Below are 20988 nucleotides of genomic sequence, written 5' to 3' on the forward strand. Positions count from 1 at the left end.
CTTTCAGGAGAGAACTATGCGAATTTTCAACGGAATCGACGAAGTTGAGACGGCTGTCGGTGAGCACTTGGGCTACAGCGCGTGGTTCCCGGTCACACAGGATCGGATCGACAAGTTCGCCGACGCCACCGAGGATCACCAGTGGATTCACGTGGATCCCCAGCGCGCAGCGCAGGGTCCGTACGGTGGCACCATCGCCCACGGCTATCTGACTCTTTCGTTGTTGCCGGTGCTCGGCGCTCAGGTGATGCGTGTCGACGGAATCTCCATGACCGTGAACTACGGCAGCAACAAGGTGCGATTCCCCGAACCGGTCAAGGTCGGTTCTTCGGCGCGGGCAGGTGCGGAGATTCTTTCCTTCGAGCGCACCGCGAAGGGCGCGACGATTGTCGTGCGGTACACGATCGAAATCGAAGGAGCAGGTAAACCTGCGCTGGTGGCGGATACCGTGCGCCTGTTGGTCTCCTGAATCCTTTTCCATTCTTCCAGAACGAAATTCGAGGTCAGTTGTGAAACGAGCAGCATTGGTCGCGCCGGTCAGAACCGCGGTAGGCCGTTTCGGAGGGGCACTTCGTGACGTGCCTGCGGAAAGTTTGGCTGCCACTGTCGTCAAGGAGACCGTGCGTCGTAGCGGAATCGATCCGTCCCGCATCGACGACGTCGCGATGGGGCAGTCGTATGCCAATTCGGAGGCACCGTGCATCGGACGGTGGGCGGCGCTCGAGGCCGGGTTGCCGATTTCGGTAGCCGGCTTCCAGACGGATCGCCGATGCGGAACGGGTCTGCAGGCCATCGTTACCGCGGCCATGATGGTCCAGACGGGTGCGGCCGACGTGGTTCTCGCGGGCGGCGTCGAATCGATGAGCGGGATCGAGCACTACACCACCGGAGCGCGGTGGGGCACCAAATCCGGTGGGCTGCAACTGTTCGACCGCCTCGATCGTGGTCGAGAGCGCTCGCAACCCGAGTGGCGATTCGGCCGGATCAGCGGAATGATCGAAACGGCCGAGAACGTCGCGACACGCTGCGGGATCACGCGGGAAGAGTCGGACGCCTTCGCCGTCGAGAGTCACCGAAAAGCTACACTGGCAAGAGAATCCGGCCGATTTGATGCCGAAATCGTCGCCGTCGAACTGACGGATCGAAAAGGGAACGTCACACAGTTTCGTGCTGACGAGGGGATCCGTCCGGATACCTCACTCGAAACCCTGGCACGGCTGCGTGCGGTGACCGAGGGAGGCGTCGTGACCGCCGGTAACGCCAGCCAACAGAATGACGCTGCGGCAGCGATGTTGGTGGTCGCCGAGGATCGCCTGGACGAGCTGGGGCTGGAACCCATCGGGTTCCTCGACAGTTGGGCCGCGGCCGGTTGTGAACCGGCGCTGATGGGCCTCGGACCGGTTGCCGCCGTCTCGAAACTGTTTGCTCGCACAGGGGCAGGCTTTGCCGACTTCGATCTGGTCGAGCTGAACGAGGCGTTTGCGTGCCAGGTTCTCGGCGTCGTGAAGGAATGGGGTTTCGAGGACCTCGATCGACTGAACGTCAACGGTTCCGGCATCTCGCTCGGGCACCCCGTGGGAGCGACGGGTGCGCGTATGGCAACAACCGCGCTTCACGAACTCGGCCGTCGCGGCGGCGGAAAAGCGCTGTTGACCATGTGTATCGGCGGTGGCCAGGGCATGGCGGCCGTGGTGGAGTCTGCCTGACGAGGTTCGCTTCTGGGTACACTTGCGGCGGGGGATCGGAAGTTCTACGGAGGCAATCGGTTGACGAATGCAGGCGCAGCAGACACCAGTGGCGCGCTGAGCGTCGAGGATGTTCGTCGCGCCAGGGCTGCACTCGAGGGTCTCGATGTCACCAGTTGGTCCGGTCGCTTCGAGCTTCTCTCCGACGCCAACCGTCTGCGTCTGCTGCTCTGCCTTCACCACGCACCGGGTATCTGCGTCACGGATCTGTCCGTGGCGCTGGGGATGAGCGGCACAGCCGTCTCACATGCGCTGCGGCTACTGCGTAGCCAGGGGTGGGTGAGCGCGACGCGCGACGGCCGATCGATGCGATACCAACTGGCAGACGACACCGTTCACCAGCTGTTGCATTCGATCGGCGCCACACATTTTCACGACGAGACACCCACCCCTGGGCACACGCACAGCTGAGCGTCTCTCAAGGAGTCGCGAAGAACTTCTCGACGGCCGGCGCAGCGTTCGGGTTTCCGTTGGTGATTCCCGCGCCGACTCCGGCAACCGTGCCGATGACTCCACCGACGATGCAGCCGGCGATGAAGTTCGGGAAGATCGACAGGCAGCCGATTCCGACGCCGAGGTTGGCTCCGATGAGCGTCGACTGCACGCCGCCGTTGTTCCAGCCGATATTGACCTCGTTGGCCATCGTGTCGAACGCGGCTTGCTTCGGATCGTTACCGGGGAAGAGCATCAACGCCGCCTGGCTGTTCGACTCGGCGGTCGGGGTCAATAGGGGTTGGGACGGATCGAAGCCCGCATTCGGGGGCGCTCCGACCGCGGTGCCGGCTCCGGCGCCGACAGCGGCGACAACGAGAACGGACATGGTGAGAGTTCGGGACAGTTTCATGGGGACGGCCAATCTGTCTGTGTGGAACCAGTCGTGAATGGTGGCGGTGCAGTTCGTTAACCAGAACTCCACCGTCTGGATCGATCGTGCGGACCTCCTCGGGCACAACGGGACCCGTCGTCTCCGCGCGACGGGCCGTGTTTGGTGGCTACCCGACTCAGGGGGCCCTGAAACCGCCCAGTCTCATTCGTTTTTCGACAACCGCGCACGCAATTCTTCGACCTCGGCAGTAAGCCGATCGACCTCGGCTTGCAGGGGTTGGCGCGCCAGAGCGAGGGATTCGTCCATGCGCTCCTTGTCGAAGCGAGGTGTGATGTTTCGACTGCAGTTCCAGTCGAACGCTTCGACCTCGACGACGATGGAGCGCTGCGCTTTTGCTGTCATGGTGCCGCCGGGGACCTGCAAGAGTTGTTGCAGCAGTTCAGGGTCCTCGTCCGTTTCGATCACGTGTGCACGCCCGTAGATCTTCAATCTCGTTCGCGTCGGGTAATCGATGACGAACAGCGAGATGCGATTGTTCTCTTCCAGATTGCCGAGCGTCACGAACTGCTGATTGCCGGGGAGATCGGCGAATCCGATTCGATTCGGGCCCAACACATGCAGGAATCCGCGCGGGCCGCCGCGATGTTGGACGTACGGCCAACCGTCGGGCGTCACAGTGGACATGAAGAAGGAATCCACGGATTTCACGAATCCCTGAGCGCGGAAATCGAATTCCATCGGACCTTCGTCGGGCTGATCGAGCTTTGAACCGTAGACGGTGAAACTCCCGGTCGACCGCTGACGCTCCACCGCAGCGGGGGAGAAGGCGATGTGTGCGTATCGGGTCGACATTTTTTATCTCCTGGTGCTCAGTGCCAGCGGTGGTCGGCAACGGCAGTTCGCGGACCGAACTTGGGTTTGACGGCTTGGCCGCTGACCTGCAGAAGCCTCACCGCACGGTATCGATGCGGTTGGAGGGGAGCGAGGTACTGCACCATCTGGGCGTCGTCGATCGGTTCGCCCAGGAGCGACCAGCCGACGACCGCAGCGAGGTGGTAGTCGCCGACCGAGAGTGCGTCGGAATCGCCGAAGGCGCGCTGAGCCACTTCCGCGGCAGTCCAGATCCCGACGCCGGGCACCGCTCGCAATCGTTTGGTCGCTTCGGCCCGGGGGAACGATGACGCCTGCTCGAGGCGGTCGGCGACGCGAGCGCACTGAACGATCGTCTTGGATCTCGCGGGATCGACATTTGCGCGATGAAACTCCCACGACGGCATTCGTCGCCATTGGTCCGCGGTGAGTGGAACTCGCATTCCGTCGGGCGCGGGGCCGGGTGGGCGCTCCCCGAATTTGGTCAGCAGCCGGCGCCATGCGGCAAACGCGTCGATGCCGTGGACGCGTTGCTCGAGGATCGCGGGAACGAGGGCTTCCATGACGCGTCCGGTGCGGCCGATGCGCAGATGAGGGAAGCGTCGATGAGCTTCGGCGAGCTTGGGATGCTCGGGCGCAAAATCTTCGGCCTCGTCGTCGAGACCGAGCAGAGCTTCGGCGCCGGTCAGAAATTCCGTGGCGCCGGGACCCCAGGCCTGTACCCGGACCGTATGGCGATCCGACTGCGTGATGCGGTAGGTCACAGGACCCGAAAGTTGGCGGGAAACTCGCCAGATCGCTCCGTCGGCTGACCGTCGATGTGCGGGGTCGCCGGGTCCGCGCTGATGCGGGCTGAGCGTCAGCGCGGCATCGAGTGGTCGCTGAGAAGTCACCGTGACTTCGTCGACCGGAGATAGCGGCGTCATCGAGGTCAGCGTATCGCCACCGTCCATCCTCCGTTAAGGCGTGTGTCGGTGGCGCAACGTATTGTCCGAGCCATGATCATCGTGAGCACCGACGGATCCTGTCTGCGAAACCCCGGCGGGGCTATCGGCTGGGCGTGGGTCAATCACGAGGGTCCGAGCATGTCCGGCGGAGAAGCGTCCGGCACCAATCAGATTGCCGAGTTGCGTGCGCTCTTCGAGGCCGTCGTCGCCCATCCCGGTGCTGATCCTCTGCTCATCGAATCCGACTCGCAGTACGCCATCAAGTGCGCGTCGGAATGGCTGCCGAGTTGGAAGCGCAAGGGCTGGAAGACCGCGAGCGGCGGGGCGGTCAAGAACCTGGAACTGGTGCAGAGCATCGACCGAGCCATCACCGATCGAGTCGGTCCGGTGCGCTTTCGTTGGGTGCGCGGGCACGTCGGCAACCACTACAACGAAATGGCAGACAAGCTGGCCGGCGAAGCCGCACGCGCCATCGTCTCGGGGGACATCGCATCGGTCCCGCTTGCTGCGCCGGTGAAGAAGGAACCGACCGCCGTGAACTCTCCTTACAAGGAGAAGTCCACGACGGCCGAAGAACCGGCAGATCTGTTCACACTTTTCTGAGCGGTTCAGAAACCGTCGGCAACCTGAACCAGTGCCCGGCCGGTGTACTTGCCTTCGCGCACCTGATCGATCACCGAGACGACATCGCGGACGGCAACGAGGTTCGTGATCTCCTTCAGATGACGTGGGGCCAAGTCGGAGCCCAGACGGGCCCACAGCGCGCGACGGGGTTCGATCGGCATCAATACCGAGTCCATGCCCAGCAGTGAGACTCCGCGGAGAATGAACGGCAGCACGGTCGTAGGCAGCGCGGCGCCGCCGGTCAAACCGCTGGCGGCCACAACACCGCCGTAGTTGATCGTGCTCAGAACGTGAGCGAGAGTCTTCCCACCGACGCAGTCGACGGCCGCCGCCCACTGAGATTTTCCGAGCGGGCGAGGCTTGGCGTCGGGATCTTCGGGGAGCCGGCCGATCACCGAAGACGCACCGAGTGACGTCAGAAGGTCTGCCGCGCCTGGCTTACCGCTGGAGGCGACCACGTCGAAGCCTGCGCTTGCCAGAAGGTCGACACTGACGGTGCCGACTCCGCCGCTCGCGCCCGTCACCAGGACGGGACCGTCGGCGGGCTTCACCCCGCTGGCCAGAATGGCTTGGACGCTCATGGCTGCGGTGAATCCTGCCGTGCCGATCGCAGCAGCGTCGGCGGTGGAAATGCCGTCGAGCTTCACGACCCACTCGGCAGGCAAACGGGCGATCTCGGCGTAGCCGCCGTTGCGGGCGGTCCCGATCTCGTAGCCATGTGCGACGACCTTGTCGCCCGGTGCGAATGCGTCGGACTCGGAGGCAATGACCTCGCCGGTGACGTCGATGCCGGGGACGATCGGGTACTCGCGGACCACCCCGCCTTTCGGCGTGACCGCGAGCGCGTCCTTGTAGTTGACGCTCGAATACTCGACGCGAATGGTGACCTCACCTGCCGGGAGGAAGGATTCGTCGACGGTTTCGGGGGCGAAGTCGATGGTGCCGTCGCTTTCGCGGGCGACCCAGGCGTTGAAAGTAGTCATGGGTCGAACATAAAGGCCTTCGGCCCTGTGCGCCTTTTCGGTAGTGCGAACTACCGGAAAGGCGCACAGGGGCGGAGCCCCTAGATCAAGCTGCCCTCATGCACCGCTCGATCGAATGCCGGCAGCGGACTACCGTCGCGCAGGGTTGTCGCCAATGCCGGATCGGCGAGGTGGAGACGGCCGATCGCGATCAGATCGAACTCTCCACTGCCGATGCGCTCCTCGAGCTGTGGGATGTTGTCGACGACAGGTGCGACGCCTTCGATACGGCTGTCCCGCAGCGACTTTCCGATACCGACGCTGCCGACGGCCATCGTGACGGCGCCGGTCAATTTTTTCGCCCAGCCGGCCAGCGAGAGATCGCTGCCTTCGAAGGCGGGGACGTCGAAGCGCCTGATGCTGGCATCGAGAACGTCGACTCCGGCGTCGACCAGCGCGCCCAGGATGACGCCCAACTCCTCGGGGGTCTCCGCGATCTTCGCGGTGAAATCCTGCTGCTTGTGCTGTGAGAAACGGTAGACGATCGGCAGATCCGGTCCGATGGCCGCGCGGATCGCAGCGACGACGGCGGCCGGGAACTTGGTTCGACGCTCCAGGTCGCCGCCCCACGCGTCGTCGCGCTGGTTGGTGCCCTCCCAGAAGAAGGAATCGAGGAGGTAGCCGTGACCGCCGTGGATCGCGATACCGTCGAAGCCGAGTTCGACGGCGTGCTTCGCGCTACGGACATACGCGTCGATGACGTCCTGGATGTCCTGCTCGGTCATCGCTTCGGTGCTCGCCTGCGCACGTTCGACGTAGGCCGCGGAGTACGAGGTGACGCCCAGCGGACCCCACTCACCCGAGGGACGCATCGGCTTGAGCGAAGGGTCCATCTGCGTCATCGCGCCCCACAGAGGCCCGACGTGCCAGAGCTGAGGCACGATCTTGCCGCCAGCAGCGTGCACGTCGTCGACTACCTTGCGCCATCCGGCCTGAGCAGCGGGAGTGTGGAGGTTGGGGACGTTGGCGTGGTCGACAGCAGTCTCGTGATCGATCGCGACGCCTTCGGTGACGATCAGTCCGGTACCGCCCTCGGCGCGTCGGCGGTAATAGTCGGCGACGTCGCGGCCAGGCACGCCCTCGATGGAGTACGTGCGCGTCATCGGCGACATGACTATGCGGTTGGACAATTCGAGCGAACGGATGCGGAGCGGTTGAAACAGCGGGTTGGTCACTTCGTCACAGCGCTTTCATGAATCGGAAGAATCCGGGGTCCTGGTCGACACGGAGCCGGGTGAGGGTTCGGTAGCTGATCAGCCACTTGCCGTCTTCTTTGCGGTATTCCTCGTGGTAGTGGCCGTAGCCGTGCAGGTGTAGTTCTTTCTCGCCGTCGTTCCACCACAGCATGTCTTCCATCGCCCAGATACCGGTTGCGGTGGTGGGTGAGGTCAGCACGATTTCGGGAGTGTGTGCGTGGTGCGCCGTGGTGAGGGGGATGTCGCCGTCGAGCATGTTCCGAATTGCCGCGGTGAGTTTGTCGATGCCCACTACCTGGTTCGAGGTGTCACCGGTCTTGGGTTGCTTGTCTGTCGGGAGTCCGCCCCACGTCTCGCTGACGACGTCTGCGGTGTGCAGGGTTGGGTAGACATGCCACTGCTTGGTGTCCATGCAGCGTAGGCGCGCGGCGAAGACACGTTTGATTTCCTCGATTGCGAGCAGTTCCTCGACGGCACTGATCGATCCCACTTCGGACTCGGCCTGAGACATTCAACCTCCAACGGTGATCGGCAAGATGGGTTCACATTCGGGTGCTCAGCGCGGGCCGTCAACGACCTGTCCCGGTGAGCGCGACGGCACTCGGTATGGTCGAGCGAACGAAAGGGGTGTCAGACGTGTGTACCGAAGAGGTCCCATCGACCGGACCGGAGGAGATCGCCGAGGTTCGGGCTTTCTGGCGCGAGTTGGGTGTTCCTGGCGTGATCGACGTCCATACCCATTTCATGCCGAAGAGCGTCATGGACAAGGTGTGGGGCTACTTCGATTCAGCGGGACCGATGATCGGTCGACCATGGCCGATCGCGTACCGACTTGCCGAGGAGGAGCGGGTACACCGTCTCCGCGAGTTCGGTGTCCGGGCTTTCACGTCGATGATCTACCCGCACAAGCACGCGATGGCCGAGTGGCTCAATCAGTGGGCCGTCGAATTTGCCGCGCAAACACCTGATTGCCTGCACACGGCCACGTTCTATCCCGAGGAGTCGGCGGCGTCGTACGTCGGAAAGTCCCTGGAGTCGGGCGCGCGAATCTTCAAGTCCCACATCCAGGTCGGAAACTACGATCCGAACGACCCTCTGCTCGACAAGGTCTGGGGTCAGCTCGAGGACTCCGAGACGCCCATCGTGATTCACTGTGGATCGGGACCGGCGCCGGGGGAGTACACGGGACCCGATCGCATTGCTTCGCTGCTCGCACGGTACCCGCGCCTGTCTTTGATCGTCGCCCACATGGGGATGCCCGAGTACAGCGAATTCCTCGATCTGGCAGAGGCTTACGGCAACGTCCGCCTGGATACGACCATGGCGTTCACCGATTTCACGGAAGAGCAGTGCGCCTTCCCGAAGGCAGACGTTTCACGGCTCGTCGACATGCAGGACCGGATTCTGTTCGGTAGCGACTTCCCGAACATTCCGTACCCGTATCTCACAGCCTTGCAAGCGGTTACGCGCTTCGATCTCGGAGACGAATGGCTGCGAGCCGTCGTGCACGACAACGCTGCGAAACTCTTCTCGGTGAGCTGAGCCCACCGAGAAGTATTTCGCTCAGCGCAATTTGATGCTGCCGCCGTCGGCCATCAACGTCTGTCCGGTCATGTACTTGGAATCCTCACTCGCCAGGAATACCACGACGGGAGCGATGTCGGTTTCGGGATCACCGATGCGTCCGAGAGGTACCTTGGCAACCGATGCGGCTGCGCGCTCGGGGAAGGCTTCCTGCCACTTGACGACGCCTTCGGTGGCGGCGAACGGGCAGACCACGTTGACCCGAATGCCTTCCGGTGCCCACTCGTTGGCGACGACGCGCGTCAGGCCGCGCACAGCTTCCTTGGCCGCAGCGTAGGACGTCTGGGTGGGCATTCCGTCCAAACCTGAACCCGATGCGAAGTTGACGACCGAACCCTTGGTCTTCGCGAGTTCGTCGTGGCATGCCTGCATCAGGTGGACAACGGGGTAGAAACCGGTGTTGAAGGACAGGTCGAACATGTCCTGCGTGGTTTCGAGCAACGGAGCCTGACGGGACGCGTGAGCGTTGTTCACCAGGATGTCGAGCTTGCCGAAAGCCTCGAGCGCGGCGTCACGGATCTGCTCGGCCGAACCAGCGGCAGCAAGGTCGACGTTCAGGAACTTGCCGGAGCCGGCCAGTTCTTGTTCGAGGGCCTGGCCCTGCTCGTCGTTGATGTCGACGAACAGGACCTTCGCGCCTTCACGGGCGAAGACTCGGGTGATGGCACGACCGATTCCACCGGCGCCGCCGGTGACGATCGCTACCTTGCCGTTCAACCTCATGAAAACGCTCCTCTTCGTAAGTGCTGCTTAAACTGTTGCGGTCTCGTCGACTGCAAGTGCGATCTTTTCGAGGCCGGCGATGCTGTAGGCAGCGTAGGTCTCGTACGGCCCACGGCCGGAGAAGTAAGACGAGAGCTGGCCACCGAGTTCTTCGACGGTGAACGCGGATCCGGCTGCGTCGAAACGGTTCTCGACCTTGGGTGCTTCCATCAACGCCACCATCTTGCCGTAGACGACGAAGACCTGTCCGTTGATCTCGTCGGAATCGGGGGATGCGAGGTAGCTGACCAGGGTCGCGACGCGCTCGGGTGCAAGCGGATCGAGGCCGACGACGCCGGTGTTGTTCTCGCCGAAGGCTTCTGCCGTCATGGCGGTGCGGGCACGGGGGCAGATCGCGTTCGTGCGGACGCCGTAGCGGGAGAGACCTGCTGCGCTCGAGAGCGTCAGAGCGGTGATGCCGGCCTTGGCTGCCGAGTAGTTGGGCTGTCCGGCGCTGCCGAAGAGGAAGGCCTCGGAAGAGGTGTTGATGATGCGGCCGTAGACCGGTGCGTCGGCTGCCTTGCTGGCTGCGCGCCAGTGGACTGCTGCTGCGTGTGAGGTGGCGGCGTGGCCCTTGAGGTGCACGCGGATGACGTCGTCCCAATCGGATTCGGTCAGGTTGAAGATCATCTTGTCGCGCAGGATGCCTGCATTGTTGACGAGGATGTCGAAGGATCCGAAGTTCTTGACAGCCTCTTCGATGATGCGCCCGCCGAGCGACCAGTCGGAGACGTCGCCGGTGATGGCGAGTGCCTGTCCACCTGCGGCCTTGATCTCGTCGACCACGTCGTTGGCCGCTGCACCCATGTCGTTGACGATGACGGCTGCACCGGCAGTCGCGAGTCCGAGTGCTTCGGCGCGACCCAGGCCGGCGCCGGCGCCGGTGACGGCGGCAACTTTGCCTTCCAAGCTCAGTGATTGCGTCATGTCGTGCTCCTTCGATCCGGTCTGGCGGGTAGGTACAGCAAAATTAGTATTCATTCTAATTTGAAGTCGAGAGTTCGGCAGTCTTTCCGAGAAAATCATTCGAGATAAATCAGAATTAGTTCTAGTTTTGAGCAGAAGTTTGACCAACTGAGGAGCAGTCTCACTCAGCGGGAGCGGTGATCTGGGTCACGAGCGCTGCATGCCACCTTGGGTCGACGCGGCGATCCCACCGCGTACGCGTTTGCGTCACCACCGATCCGCTCAGTTCTCGGCCGCATTCGTCGGCTCCAGGGTCGGATAGTTCTCACCGAAAACGCAGTACGGTCGGCCCCGAATTCACCGGGCCGGACATCAAGGAAGGCACCAGCAGTGTCACTGAATTTGGCAGATCTGTACGAGGGCATTTCGGATCTGATTCCGGACCGCACGGCGCTCGTGTGCGATGGCCGTCGTCGCACCTACGTCGAACTGGACGAGGGATCGAACCGCATTGCCCGCCACTTGGCGAGTGTCGGTGTCGGGCCGGGCGATCACGTCGCTCTGCACATGCGCAACAGCGTCGAGTTCGTCGAGAGTTTGCTCGGCTGCCTCAAGATTCGTGCGGTCCCGATCAACGTCAACTATCGCTACGTCGACGCCGAACTGACCTATCTGTACAACGATTCGCAGTCGGTGGCACTGATCGTGGGCGAGGAGTTCGTTTCCGTCGTGGAGACGGTTCTCCCGGCCGCGCCCGGCATCAAGCACGTCGTTGTCGTCGGCGAGTCAGCCGTCCGCGATATCGAAGGCGTCGACGTCGTTCGATTTGCCGACGCTGCCGCGGAGCAGCCCGCCACTCGTGACTTCGCGCCCCGCAGCAACGACGACCTCTTTGTCATTTACACCGGCGGCACGACGGGGATGCCCAAGGGTGTCATGTGGCGTCATGAAGACTTCTACTTCGCGGCGCTCACCGGCGGAAATCCGTTCGGTCCGCCGCACACGACCGCACAGGCTCTGTTCGCCGCGGTGCCGAACGTCCCCGCGATGAACATGCTCAGTACCGCACCCCTGATGCACGGTGCGGCGTCGTACTCGCTGTTCACCGGATTCTTCATGGGCGCCAACGCAATTCTCATGGCGCGGTTCGACGCGAAGACGACCCTGCAGCTCGCCGGGAGTGAGAAGGCCGTCTCCATCACCGTCGTCGGAGACGCGATGGCCCGTCCGCTCGCAGACGAATTGGCAGCAAACGCAGCAGATTACGACCTCAGTACGGTCGGCATGGTCTCGTCCGGCGGGGCCTTGTTCTCGCTCTCACTGCGGGAGCAGCTCAAGTCGATACTTCCGAACCTGGTGATCCGCGACGGATTCGGCTCCTCGGAGTCGGGCGTCGACGGCAATCTCGAAATCGGCGAAGACGGCCTGATGCGCATCGCCGCTCGCGACGAGACCCGCGTCGTGGACGAAAGGATGCGGCCGCTGGAGCCGGGATCGCCCGAGACCGGTTACATCGCTCGCAGTGGTCACGTGCCGGTCGGTTACTTCAACGATCCGGTCAAGACCGCGGCTACGTTCCCGGTGATCGACGGGGTGCGGATGTCGGTGCTCGGCGACGTCGGGCGCGTGGAAGCCGACGGCTCGATCGTCCTGCTGGGGCGTGGTTCTCAGTGCATCAACACCGGCGGGGAGAAGGTGTACCCCGAAGAGGTCGAGCAGGCACTCAAGAGTCACCCGGCGGTGCTCGACGCTCTGGTCGCGGGAATTCCGGATGCGAAGTTCGGTGAGCGCGTCGCTGCGGTCATCACGACCCGAGAAGGTTTCGACGTCCCGGACGCTGCCGAGATCGGTGAGCATTGCGCGTCGCAGGTCGCTCGGTACAAAGTGCCGCGCACCGTCATGAACGTTCCGTCGATCAGGCGTTCTCCCAGCGGAAAGGCCGACTATCGCTGGGCCAAGGCCACTCTCGCCGAGCAAGTTTCCTAGTCCGGCCGGAGCCATCCAGCGCGTTTGTGAGGGACGCGTTGGGTGGCTCTGGTGCTCTAGCCTGTCACCGTCAGAACCAGCAGAGCGACGTTGAGTGCAACGATCAAGCCGGCCGCAATCCATGCCGCGACGGTCGTGAACGGGGCATTGCGCGCGTCGCCCATGAGTTCGGGGTCCGAGGTCATTCGCACCAGCGGGATGATCGCGAAGGGGATGCACAGGCTCAAGACCACTTGGCTGAGCACGAGTGCCAGCGTCGGGTCGACGCCGAGTCCGAGCACGATCAGTGCCGGGATGAGAGTGACGATTCGGCGTGTGATCACCGGAATGCGAATGGCCAGAAGACCATGCATGATCTCGGCGCCGGCCGCGCACCCCACGGAGGTCGACGCGAGTCCGGAGGCGAGGAGTCCGATCGCAAACACCACGGCTACACCCGGACCGAGTGAATTCTCGATCGCGGCGTGCGCGCCGTCGATGGTGTCGGTGCCGGGTACTCCGCGCAGCGCCGAAGCGGCCAGAAGCAGCATGCCGATGTTCACGCCACCGGCGATGATCAACGCGACGACGACATCCCAACGGGTGACTTTGAGCAGTCGCTGCAACCGTGGCCCGGGTTTGATGTGGCCGTGGCGATCACGTGCCAATGCGGAGTGAAGGTAGATCGCGTGCGGCATGACCGTTGCTCCGAGCATGCTGGCGGCGAGCAGTACGGTCTCGGTTCCTTCGAAGCGGGGGACCAGTCCGGCGACCGCTTCGCTGCCGGAGACGTCGGTGAAGGCGAGCCCGGTCAGGAAGCCGATGGTGATGATGGCCAGCAATCCCATGACCACGAACTCGAAAGTGCGCTGTCCGCGCCGACTTTGGATCGTCAGGATCACCATCGACACGCATCCGGTGATCAGCCCGCCGAGGAAGAGCGGGATGTTGAAGAGCAGGTTGAGTGCGATGGCGCCGCCGATGACCTCGGCCACGTCGGTCGCGATCGCCATCATCTCGGCCTGGAGCCAGAAGGCGCGGCGGTTGTTCTTACGCAGGCGCTGACCCAGCATTTCGGGCAAGGATCTGCCGGAGACCAGCCCGAGTTTCGCGGACAGGTACTGCACCAGCACGGCCATTGCATTGGCGAGTACCAGCACCCAGATGAGGAGGTAGCCGTACTTCGCGCCGGCGGTCAGGTTGGCGGCGACGTTACCTGGATCGACGTACGCGATTGCCGCGACGAACGCCGGACCGAGCAGGGCGATGGATCTTCCCGTGGGTCGTCGGCGCGGAGTCGTCGGCTTTTGCGTACTGGTGCTCATCGGTCTCCTGGTCACACGTACTCGGACCTGTTGGTTCGAATAAGTGAACTATAGAGTTCGGGGAGCCGAACTTTCAACAGCTGTGCGCGGTCAGCGACCCCAGAGGGTCCCTAACCGCGCACAGGGGGTTAGGCCGTCACCCCGGCGGCCAGGAGAGCGCGGGCCTCGGGTCGGCCGTCGAGGAGCGCGTTGGTACGCAGTTCGACCTTCCACTCGCCGTCCGTCTTGATCAGTTCCCAGCGGTTCGCGGTGATGCGGAGGACCTTGAATCCCGTCGGGTTCTCGGGATCTTTGATGACCAACTGCGAATGGCAGGTCGCGACGGCCTTGTTGCCGTCGATGCGGATGTGGGCGGGTGTCATCATGTGGGCCGCGCCGTTCATGATCCAGTTCTGGTGTGAGGCGCTGTGAACCATCGCGCGCAGTTCGCCGCGGCCGTGCATCGCACCGGTATCGACGTCGTAGACGCCGTCCTCGAGCCACAGGTTCGCGACCTCGTCGGCTGATCCGCTGTCGACGGCAGGGCTGTATGTGGTCAGCAGTTCGGTGATCGCGAGCTTGTCCTCGAGCAATTCCACTCGGGCGAGCAGGGATTCGATCAGGGCGGTCGAGTCGGTCATCGGTACGTCCTTTGCATTGAATTGTCGGGGAATCAGGAAGTGGTGAAAGAAAAGCCCTCGGCGAGGGCGATTCGGTGAAGTTCTTCGAGTTGTTCGCAGTAGTGCTCGACGCTTCGAGCGCCGACCGAGCAGCTGGCGATGGTCGCCCCGGCGTCACGGACGCGAGTCAAGGCGCGAAGGGTGGATTCGCGATTGCCGAGAGGATCGAGCGGCGCACCGGCGGGAAGCACCACGTCGAATCCGTCGGGGAGCGTCGTGGCATCGAGCATTTCCTTCAGTTCGGAGAATCGCAGCCCGAACGGCACCCACCCGTCGCCGTGTGTGGTGGCCCGGCGCAGCGATCTCTTGGTCCGGCCGCCGATCCACAGCGGCACCCGTTTCTGGACGGCGTGGGGTTCGACGACAAATCCGGAGTAGTCGTAGAACTCGCCGTGATACTCCGGAGTCGGCGTCGACAGTGATGCCCGAAGTGCGGCCAAGGCATCGTCAGCGCGCGCTCCTCGGTCGGCAAATGGAGCATTTATGAGATCGAATTCTTGTTTCAGAGTCCCCACCCCGAGGCCGAGTATCAGGCGTCCATTGCTGACGCGATCAAGCGTTCCGTAACGCTTGGCGATCTCGAGGGGGTGGTGGTAGCCCAACACCAGCACCTGGGTCGCCAGCAGGATTCGTGATGTACGCGCGGCGAGAAAACCAAGGGTGGCGAGCGGATCCCAGTAGGTTCCGCCGCGCTCGGCGGCAATCTCCTCGGGGACCGCCACGTGTTCACTGCAGGTCAGATGATGGAAACCGAGTCGATCCGCCGTGGCGGCCACTGTGGCGATCTCGCCGATGTCAGCACTTGCCTCCCACTCCGAGCGCGTGCTCGGGTGCTGAATCAGGACCGGCGTGACGATTCCCAGGTGCATCGGGCGTTTATAGCGTCCCCACTCGCCCAGCGGCAGGTGAATTACCGCTGATCGGGATCGAAAAGATCGATTCACTTTCCAGAAACTGTGACCTGGGTTATAGTCGGTAGAATCAATTCCAGTTTTCGGGAGGCGTCCATGACCATTGTTGACATGAACGACACACTGTCCACCGTCCAGACTGCCGGTGGGCAACCCAAGAAGGATCTGCCGCCGTCGATGGTCGAGCGGATGACACTGATTCTCGACGCCTTCGACGGCCGCGCCGCGCGGCTGACGCTGGAAGAGGTCGCGTGCCGTACTCAGTTGCCGCGCTCCACGGTCCACCGCATTCTCGATCAGCTGGTCAAGCTGGACTGGGTCGATCACGCATCGTTCGGCTACTGCCTCGGGCGTCGCGCGCTCGGCCTCGGTGGTGGCGACGGCGGCCACAGCCAGATCCGCGAAGCCGCTGCACCGCTTCTGCACGAACTGCACCTGCAGACCGGCATGGTCGTTCACCTATCGGTGCTCGACGGACGCGAGAGCGTCTATCTCGACAAGGTCGGCGGACGATTCGCCGCGGCGCTCCCGTCCCGCGTCGGCGGCAGAGTGCTCGCTCATTCGACGGCTGGTGGCAAGGCGATGCTGGCGTGGATCGACCCCGAGCGCGTCGACGCTCTGTTCGGGTCTTCTCTTCCCCGCTGTACCGAGAACACGATCACCGACGTCGCTGTGCTCCACCAGGAACTGAACCGCATCCGTCAGCGTCGGGGACTGGCCTTCGAACGCGGGGAGTCGGCGCGTGGAGTCGCTTGTGTGGCTTCGGCAATTCGCGGACACGAGGGTCCCGTCGGCAGCATCGCGTTGTGTGGTGACATGCGGACCGCTCAGCTCGAGCGAGTTGCTCCGCTGGTCGTCGACGCGGCTCGCGAGGTCTCACGGACGCTGTACCCCGAACTGGGTGCTCCTCGCCGCGGCCGCAAAACGCCTCCCGTTCCGACCAATACGTTCTCGGCGGAGACGATGGATCGCCTGCTGGCAGCGTCGTCCGACCACTGGATCTGACGTATTTTGATCGACTTGTCTCGCTGATCGGGACGAGTCATAGCAGCTCAGCGGTACTGATGGCACCGTTCGGACCATGACGACTGAACTGAGCTACGAGGGAACTCTGAAGGAACTGCAGACCGATCTCGGTGTGCTCCGGTACCACGAAGCCGGCGACGGCCCGCCGCTCCTGCTGCTGCACGGATCGGGCCCCGGCGTCACCGGTTGGCGTAACTACCGCGGCGTTCTCGCGGACTTCGCGGAGCACTTCCACTGCTACGTTCTCGAGTTTCCCGGATTCGGCGTCAGCGATCCCGGCCCCGACCATCCGATGATGATGGCGCAGGCGTCGGTCGGGATGTTCCTCGACGGCCTCGGCCTCGGCCCGGTCCACATGATCGGTAACTCCATGGGCGGCATCGTCGCCACCAAGGTCGCGATCGACGAGCCGCACCGGGTGAGCAAGCTCGTCACCATCGGCGGCATGGGAAAGAACACCTTCTCGCCGGGGCCCGGTGAAGGCATCAAACTTCTCATGGAGTTCACCGACAACCCCACCCGCGAAGCCCTGGTCCGCTGGTTGCATTCGATGGTCTTCGACCGTGCCGTCGTCACCGAGCAGCTCATCGAAGAGCGTTGGGCCCTGGCCACCGAGCCGACGACGCTCGAGATCGCCCGTCGTATGTACAGCAGCAAGGCCATGGCCGCCATGGGCGCGGCTGCCGCTGCGTCGACTGCCGTGCCGTACTGGGCGCAGCTGAACAAGATCAAGGCGCCGACGCTGTTGACCTGGGGACGCGACGACCGCGTCAGCCCCGTGGACATGGCGATACTGCCTATGCGTGATATCCCCAACGGCGAAGTTCACATCTTCCCCAACTGCGGACACTGGACGATGATCGAAGCCCGTGACGCCTGGGTCGCGTCCGTTCTGGCATTCCTGACGCGTCCAGAAGGCAAGTAAGGGGCTTCGCCCCCGTGCGCCTTTTAGGTAGCTCCCACTACCAAAAAGGCGCACAGGGGGTGCTCCCACTCACCGGGAAGCGTTTCTGCACTTCGGCGGGCTACCTGCCACCGTTTCACCAACAGATTTTCATTCTGCCCAGGCACTCGCCGGGTAGCGAAACCAGAAAGCCGGAAAAATCATGGGTCAGGTTCTGGACAACATCTCACAGTTCGCCGACGAGATCCGCGCCGACGGAGTCGAAGGCGACAAGCTGATGCGCTTGACGGACGGCAGCGCGAAGCGCCTGCGCGACTCCGGCGTCATCCGGATGTTCCAGCCGAAGGAATTCGGAGGCCTCGAGGCACATCCGCGTGAATTCGCCGAGACGGCAATGGCTATCGGCGCGATGGACGGTGCCACGGGCTGGGTCAGCGGCATCGTCGGTGTTCATCCGTGGGAGCTTGCGTTCTTCGACCGCAAGGCTCAGGAAGAGGTGTGGGGAACCGATCCCGATACGTGGATGGCGTCACCGTATGCGCCGATGGGCGTGGCGAGGCCGGTCGAGGGTGGCTACATCCTCAACGGGCGCTGGTCGTTCTCCTCCGGTACCGATCACTGTGACTGGATCATGATCGGCGCGATGGTCGGTGACGAGTCCGGTAAGCCGTTGATGCCGCCGAAGCACCTGCACGTACTGCTGCCGCGCTCCGATTACGACATCGACCAGGACAGCTGGAATGTCGTGGGGCTGCGCGGTACGGGGTCGAAGGATCTGATCGTCAAGGACGCGTTCCTGCCCACCTACCGCACGATCGACGCCGGAAAGGTGTACGACGGGACGGCGTGGAAGGAAGCGGGCCGTACGGAGACGTTGTACAAGTTCCCGTTCTCCTGCATTTTCCCGTTGGGGATCACTTCGTCGTTGATCGGTATCGCGGAGGGTGCGTTGGCGTGCAACATGGCGGCGCAGCGTGAGCGTGTGACGGTCAGTGGTGTTCCGATCAAGGAAGATCCGTACGTGCTGTTCGCGATCGGTGAGGCTGCGGCCGAGATCGCTGCTTCTCGGGCTGCGATCTTGGAGACGGTGGATCGTTTCTGGGACATGACCGAGAAGGGGCAGGAAGTTTCGTTCGAGCTTCGTGCGATCGGTCGGCGTACGCAGACTGCTGCGGCGTGGCGGGCGGTGCGGGCGGTGGACGAGATCTTTGCTCGTTCCGGTGGTGGCGCGTTGCAGTTGAACACGCCGATGCAGCGGTTCTGGCGTGACGCGCATGCCGGTCTCGCGCACGCGATCCACGTACCCGGTTCCATCTTCCACGCGTCGACGCTCTCGCAGCTGGGTGGCGAACCGCAGGGCATCCACCGCTCGATGATCTAGTCCCACAATCACTCTCGAAGCAAGGACGGTTAGGCATGACTGAAATTCGGGGCCTGGGGTATCTCAGGATCCAAGCGCAGGACGTGGCTCGCTGGCGCGAGCTCGTGGTCGACGGACTCGGCCTCGCGGTCGGTAGTGGCCCGGAAGCCGACGGCCTCTACTTGCGCCTGGACGAGCGTCGTGCGCGACTGATTGTCCTGCCCGGTGAGACGGACAAGGCCCTCGCAGTGGGCTGGGAAGTGCGAGATCAGTTCGCGCTCCAGCGTGTTCGTGAAGAGGTCGAGAAGGCCGGAGTCGAGGTCGAGGTTCTTTCCGAGGTCGACGCCAGCTACCGCGATGCCGAGCAGGTCATCGCATTCGACGATCCCAACGGCAACCGTGTCGAGGTCTTCTTCGGACCGGTACTCGACCACAGCCCGTTGGTCACCCCGCACGGCGGCCGCTTTGTCACCGGTGATCAGGGACTCGGCCATGTGGTGCTTCCGGTTACGCGTTTCGACGAGGCGTACACCTTCTACACCGAGGTGCTCGGATTCCTCCCGCGCGGTTCCATCCGTCTCGGCGGAATCGATGCGCCGCCGCCGGCTCGCCGCGTTCGCTTCATGGGTGTCAACCAGCGCCACCACAGCCTGGCGCTGTGCCCGGCGCCGCCGGTTGACGAACCCGGTCTCGTGCATCTGATGATGGAAGCCGAGACTCTCGACGCCGTCGGTCAGGCTCTCGATCGTGTTGCCAAGCTCGGCTTCTCGATCTCCTCGACGTTGGGTCGCCACACGAACGACAAGATGGTCTCGTTCTACGTGCGCGCACCCGGTGGCTGGGATCTCGAGTTCGGTTGTGAAGGCACGCTTGTCGACGAAACCTTCTACACCGCTGAGGAAATCACGGCGGACAGCTACTGGGGCCATGACTGGTCCGACAGTGAACCGCTGGCCGCGTTCACTCCCAAGAGCTAGTTCTGACGCAACAAAAAAGCTCGGTCCCGACGCCTGTCGGGACCGAGCTTTTTCGTGTGCTCGATCAGGAAGCTGCTGCTGCCAAACCGGTTTCGAGGTCGGCGAGGATGTCGTCGATTCCTTCGATACCGACCGCGAGGCGGACGAGCCCCGGGGTGACACCCGAAGCGAGCTGCTCCTCGGGGGTGAGCTGCGAGTGCGTCGTCGACGCGGGGTGGATGACGAGTGAGCGAACGTCACCGATGTTGGCGACGTGGCTGTGCAGCGTCAGTGCGTTGACGAACTTCTTGCCTGCGTCGACTCCGCCGGCGAGCTCGAACGCGACGATGGCGCCGGTTCCCTTGGGAGCCAGCTGCTTTCCACGCTCGTGCCAGGGTGAGGATTCCAGTCCGGCGTACGCGACCGACGTGACTTCGGCGCGGCCCTCGAGGAATTTCGCGACCTTCTGGGCGTTGGACACGTGGCGCTCGATGCGCAGGCTCAGTGTCTCGATGCCCTGCGAGATGAGGAAGGCGTTGAACGGTGCGATGGCCGAGCCGAGGTCGCGCAGAAGCTGAACGCGTGCCTTGAGGGCGTAGGCGGGTGCACCGAGGTCTGCGAAGGTGACGCCGTGGTAGCTGGGGTCGGGGGTCGTGAAGTTGGTGTGGCGTCCCTGGGTCCAGTCGAAGGTGCCGCCGTCGACGATGACGCCGGCGATCGCGGTGCCGTGTCCACCAAGGTATTTGGTGGCGGAGTGGACGACGATGTCGGCGCCGTGCTTCAGCGGCTGAATGAGGTACGGAGTTGCAACCGTGTTGTCCACGATCAGTGGGATGCCGTGTTCATGGGCGACTGCGCTGATGCCGGGGATGTCGAACACGTCGTTCTTGGGGTTGGAGATGGTTTCGCCGTAGAACGCCTTGGTGTTCGGACGGATTGCCTCACGCCAGTGATCGAGGTTGTCCGGGTCCTCGACGAAGTCGACGGTGATGCCGAGCTTGGGCAGCGTGTAGTGGAAGAGGTTGTACGTGCCGCCGTACAGGCGGGGGCTGGAGACGATGTGGTCCCCGGCCTCGGCGAGGTTGAGGATCGCGAAGGACTCGGCGGCCTGACCGGACGCAACCAGCAGAGCCGCGACTCCGCCTTCGAGAGCGGCGATGCGCTGCTCGACGGCGTCCTGCGTCGGGTTCATGATGCGGGTGTAGATGTTGCCCGGCTCGGCGAGGCCGAAGAGCGCCGCCGCATGGTCGGTGTTGTCGAAGACGTAGCTGGTGGTCTGGTAGATCGGAAGCGCTCGAGCGTTGGTAGCGCTGTCCGGGCCCTGTCCGGCGTGGACCTGCTTGGTTTCGAACGACCAATCGGCGGTCGGATCGGTGTCGACGGGGGTGTTCTCGCTCATG

22 protein-coding genes are annotated in these 20988 nt (G+C 63.5%); 10 read left to right on the forward strand and 12 right to left on the reverse strand.

Annotated features, from left to right (window positions below):
* The first annotated feature begins 16 nt into the window (after window positions 1-16).
* Genes H351_RS07310 through H351_RS07320 form a run of 3 tightly spaced genes read left to right on the forward strand, consistent with a single transcriptional unit; the run spans window position 17 to window position 2156 of the window.
* Window positions 17-469: a MaoC family dehydratase gene (locus H351_RS07310; RefSeq protein WP_029256311.1), complete on the forward strand. Its 453-nt coding sequence runs from the start codon at window positions 17-19 to the stop codon at window positions 467-469.
* A 40-nt stretch (window positions 470-509) separates the two neighbouring features.
* Window positions 510-1706, forward strand: coding sequence for an acetyl-CoA C-acetyltransferase (locus tag H351_RS07315; protein WP_019745394.1), 1197 nt, complete (start codon window positions 510-512; stop codon window positions 1704-1706).
* 60 nt (window positions 1707-1766) lie between these two features.
* Window positions 1767-2156 carry an ArsR/SmtB family transcription factor gene (locus H351_RS07320; protein WP_019745393.1) on the forward strand — a complete coding sequence of 130 codons (390 nt, stop codon included), beginning with the start codon at window positions 1767-1769 and terminating at the stop codon, window positions 2154-2156.
* A gap of 7 nt (window positions 2157-2163) precedes the next feature.
* Here the strand turns inward: H351_RS07320 and H351_RS07325 are convergent, their stop codons facing one another.
* The 3 genes from H351_RS07325 to H351_RS07335 all read right to left on the reverse strand — a co-directional run bounded on the left by H351_RS07325 (window position 2164) and on the right by H351_RS07335 (window position 4394).
* Complete coding sequence (locus H351_RS07325) at window positions 2164-2661, reverse strand: glycine zipper family protein (RefSeq protein WP_051636508.1); 498 nt, start codon at window positions 2659-2661, stop codon at window positions 2164-2166.
* Between the two features lie 111 nt (window positions 2662-2772).
* Entirely contained in the window at window positions 2773-3423 is a 651-nt protein-coding gene (locus H351_RS07330; protein WP_029256309.1) for a pyridoxamine 5'-phosphate oxidase family protein, read from the reverse strand.
* A gap of 17 nt (window positions 3424-3440) precedes the next feature.
* Window positions 3441-4394 (reverse strand): DNA-3-methyladenine glycosylase family protein, encoded by a 954-nt coding sequence (locus H351_RS07335; protein ID WP_019745390.1) that lies wholly within the window; start codon window positions 4392-4394, stop codon window positions 3441-3443.
* A gap of 45 nt (window positions 4395-4439) precedes the next feature.
* On the opposite strand from H351_RS07335, the gene H351_RS07340 reads away from it, so the two are divergent.
* Entirely contained in the window at window positions 4440-4991 is a 552-nt protein-coding gene (locus tag H351_RS07340; RefSeq protein WP_007729467.1) for a ribonuclease H family protein, read from the forward strand.
* A 5-nt stretch (window positions 4992-4996) separates the two neighbouring features.
* On the opposite strand, the gene H351_RS07345 is transcribed toward H351_RS07340, so the two are convergent.
* The 3 genes from H351_RS07345 to H351_RS07355 form a co-directional block, all read right to left on the reverse strand.
* Window positions 4997-5995 carry an MDR family oxidoreductase gene (locus tag H351_RS07345; RefSeq protein ID WP_029256308.1) on the reverse strand — a complete coding sequence of 333 codons (999 nt, stop codon included), beginning with the start codon at window positions 5993-5995 and terminating at the stop codon, window positions 4997-4999.
* Between the two features lie 80 nt (window positions 5996-6075).
* Entirely contained in the window at window positions 6076-7209 is a 1134-nt protein-coding gene (locus H351_RS07350; protein ID WP_029256307.1) for an oxidoreductase, read from the reverse strand.
* A gap of 4 nt (window positions 7210-7213) precedes the next feature.
* Window positions 7214-7741, reverse strand: a complete 528-nt coding sequence (locus H351_RS07355; RefSeq protein WP_019745387.1) for a nuclear transport factor 2 family protein — start codon at window positions 7739-7741, stop codon at window positions 7214-7216.
* A 125-nt stretch (window positions 7742-7866) separates the two neighbouring features.
* Between H351_RS07355 and H351_RS07360 the strand changes: the two genes are divergently transcribed.
* Complete coding sequence (locus H351_RS07360; RefSeq protein WP_195849550.1) at window positions 7867-8772, forward strand: amidohydrolase family protein; 906 nt, start codon at window positions 7867-7869, stop codon at window positions 8770-8772.
* A 21-nt stretch (window positions 8773-8793) separates the two neighbouring features.
* On the opposite strand, the gene H351_RS07365 is transcribed toward H351_RS07360, so the two are convergent.
* Both H351_RS07365 and H351_RS07370 read right to left on the reverse strand, forming a co-directional pair.
* A complete protein-coding gene (locus H351_RS07365; RefSeq protein WP_019745385.1) occupies window positions 8794-9537 on the reverse strand; it encodes an SDR family NAD(P)-dependent oxidoreductase in 744 nt (247 codons plus the stop codon).
* A 27-nt stretch (window positions 9538-9564) separates the two neighbouring features.
* Complete coding sequence (locus tag H351_RS07370) at window positions 9565-10503, reverse strand: 3-oxoacyl-ACP reductase (protein ID WP_020970852.1); 939 nt, start codon at window positions 10501-10503, stop codon at window positions 9565-9567.
* Between the two features lie 369 nt (window positions 10504-10872).
* On the opposite strand from H351_RS07370, the gene H351_RS07375 reads away from it, so the two are divergent.
* A complete protein-coding gene (locus tag H351_RS07375; RefSeq protein ID WP_029256305.1) occupies window positions 10873-12468 on the forward strand; it encodes an acyl-CoA synthetase in 1596 nt (531 codons plus the stop codon).
* Between the two features lie 56 nt (window positions 12469-12524).
* On the opposite strand, the gene H351_RS07380 is transcribed toward H351_RS07375, so the two are convergent.
* The 3 genes from H351_RS07380 to H351_RS07390 form a co-directional block, all read right to left on the reverse strand.
* Window positions 12525-13772, reverse strand: a complete 1248-nt coding sequence (locus H351_RS07380) for an Nramp family divalent metal transporter (RefSeq protein WP_029256304.1) — start codon at window positions 13770-13772, stop codon at window positions 12525-12527.
* A 128-nt stretch (window positions 13773-13900) separates the two neighbouring features.
* Window positions 13901-14392, reverse strand: coding sequence for a nuclear transport factor 2 family protein (locus tag H351_RS07385; protein WP_003939809.1), 492 nt, complete (start codon window positions 14390-14392; stop codon window positions 13901-13903).
* A gap of 32 nt (window positions 14393-14424) precedes the next feature.
* Window positions 14425-15300: a TIGR03619 family F420-dependent LLM class oxidoreductase gene (locus H351_RS07390; protein ID WP_003940045.1), complete on the reverse strand. Its 876-nt coding sequence runs from the start codon at window positions 15298-15300 to the stop codon at window positions 14425-14427.
* Window positions 15301-15438: 138 nt separating this feature from the next.
* Here H351_RS07390 and H351_RS07395 point away from each other — a divergent pair, with 138 nt between their 5' ends.
* The 4 genes from H351_RS07395 to bphC all read left to right on the forward strand — a co-directional run bounded on the left by H351_RS07395 (window position 15439) and on the right by bphC (window position 19609).
* Entirely contained in the window at window positions 15439-16347 is a 909-nt protein-coding gene (locus H351_RS07395) for an IclR family transcriptional regulator (RefSeq protein WP_003940451.1), read from the forward strand.
* A 76-nt stretch (window positions 16348-16423) separates the two neighbouring features.
* Window positions 16424-17293: an alpha/beta fold hydrolase gene (locus tag H351_RS07400; protein WP_019745379.1), complete on the forward strand. Its 870-nt coding sequence runs from the start codon at window positions 16424-16426 to the stop codon at window positions 17291-17293.
* Between the two features lie 181 nt (window positions 17294-17474).
* A complete protein-coding gene (locus H351_RS07405) occupies window positions 17475-18653 on the forward strand; it encodes an acyl-CoA dehydrogenase family protein (protein WP_003940250.1) in 1179 nt (392 codons plus the stop codon).
* Window positions 18654-18688: 35 nt separating this feature from the next.
* The gene (bphC, locus tag H351_RS07410) at window positions 18689-19609 is read left to right on the forward strand and encodes a biphenyl-2,3-diol 1,2-dioxygenase (protein WP_029256303.1); all 921 of its coding nucleotides are present in this window, start codon (window positions 18689-18691) and stop codon (window positions 19607-19609) included.
* Between the two features lie 64 nt (window positions 19610-19673).
* On the opposite strand, the gene H351_RS07415 is transcribed toward bphC, so the two are convergent.
* A complete protein-coding gene (locus H351_RS07415) occupies window positions 19674-20987 on the reverse strand; it encodes a bifunctional o-acetylhomoserine/o-acetylserine sulfhydrylase (protein WP_019745377.1) in 1314 nt (437 codons plus the stop codon).
* Window position 20988 lies beyond the last annotated feature (1 nt).

It is taken from the genome of Rhodococcus erythropolis R138 (assembly GCF_000696675.2).
GTDB classification, from domain to species: Bacteria; Actinomycetota; Actinomycetes; order Mycobacteriales; family Mycobacteriaceae; genus Rhodococcus_F; species Rhodococcus_F erythropolis.

Bases quoted from the DNA above. Each gene is read 5' to 3' on its own strand.
- H351_RS07370 (WP_020970852.1), bottom strand. From the start codon at position 10,503: ATGACGCAATCACTGAGCTTGGAAGGCAAAGTTGCCGCCGTCACCGGC.
- H351_RS07355 (WP_019745387.1), bottom strand. From the start codon at position 7,741: ATGTCTCAGGCCGAGTCCGAAGTGGGATCGATCAGTGCCGTCGAGGAA.
- H351_RS07335 (WP_019745390.1), bottom strand. From the start codon at position 4,394: ATGGACGGTGGCGATACGCTGACCTCGATGACGCCGCTATCTCCGGTC.
- H351_RS07365 (WP_019745385.1), bottom strand. From the start codon at position 9,537: ATGAGGTTGAACGGCAAGGTAGCGATCGTCACCGGCGGCGCCGGTGGA.
- H351_RS07385 (WP_003939809.1), bottom strand. From the start codon at position 14,392: ATGACCGACTCGACCGCCCTGATCGAATCCCTGCTCGCCCGAGTGGAA.
- H351_RS07330 (WP_029256309.1), bottom strand. From the start codon at position 3,423: ATGTCGACCCGATACGCACACATCGCCTTCTCCCCCGCTGCGGTGGAG.
- H351_RS07340 (WP_007729467.1), top strand. From the start codon at position 4,440: ATGATCATCGTGAGCACCGACGGATCCTGTCTGCGAAACCCCGGCGGG.
- H351_RS07345 (WP_029256308.1), bottom strand. From the start codon at position 5,995: ATGACTACTTTCAACGCCTGGGTCGCCCGCGAAAGCGACGGCACCATC.
- H351_RS07400 (WP_019745379.1), top strand. From the start codon at position 16,424: ATGACGACTGAACTGAGCTACGAGGGAACTCTGAAGGAACTGCAGACC.
- H351_RS07310 (WP_029256311.1), top strand. From the start codon at position 17: ATGCGAATTTTCAACGGAATCGACGAAGTTGAGACGGCTGTCGGTGAG.
- H351_RS07390 (WP_003940045.1), bottom strand. From the start codon at position 15,300: ATGCACCTGGGAATCGTCACGCCGGTCCTGATTCAGCACCCGAGCACG.
- H351_RS07415 (WP_019745377.1), bottom strand. From the start codon at position 20,987: ATGAGCGAGAACACCCCCGTCGACACCGATCCGACCGCCGATTGGTCG.
- H351_RS07405 (WP_003940250.1), top strand. From the start codon at position 17,475: ATGGGTCAGGTTCTGGACAACATCTCACAGTTCGCCGACGAGATCCGC.
- H351_RS07380 (WP_029256304.1), bottom strand. From the start codon at position 13,772: ATGAGCACCAGTACGCAAAAGCCGACGACTCCGCGCCGACGACCCACG.
- bphC (WP_029256303.1), top strand. From the start codon at position 18,689: ATGACTGAAATTCGGGGCCTGGGGTATCTCAGGATCCAAGCGCAGGAC.
- H351_RS07395 (WP_003940451.1), top strand. From the start codon at position 15,439: ATGACCATTGTTGACATGAACGACACACTGTCCACCGTCCAGACTGCC.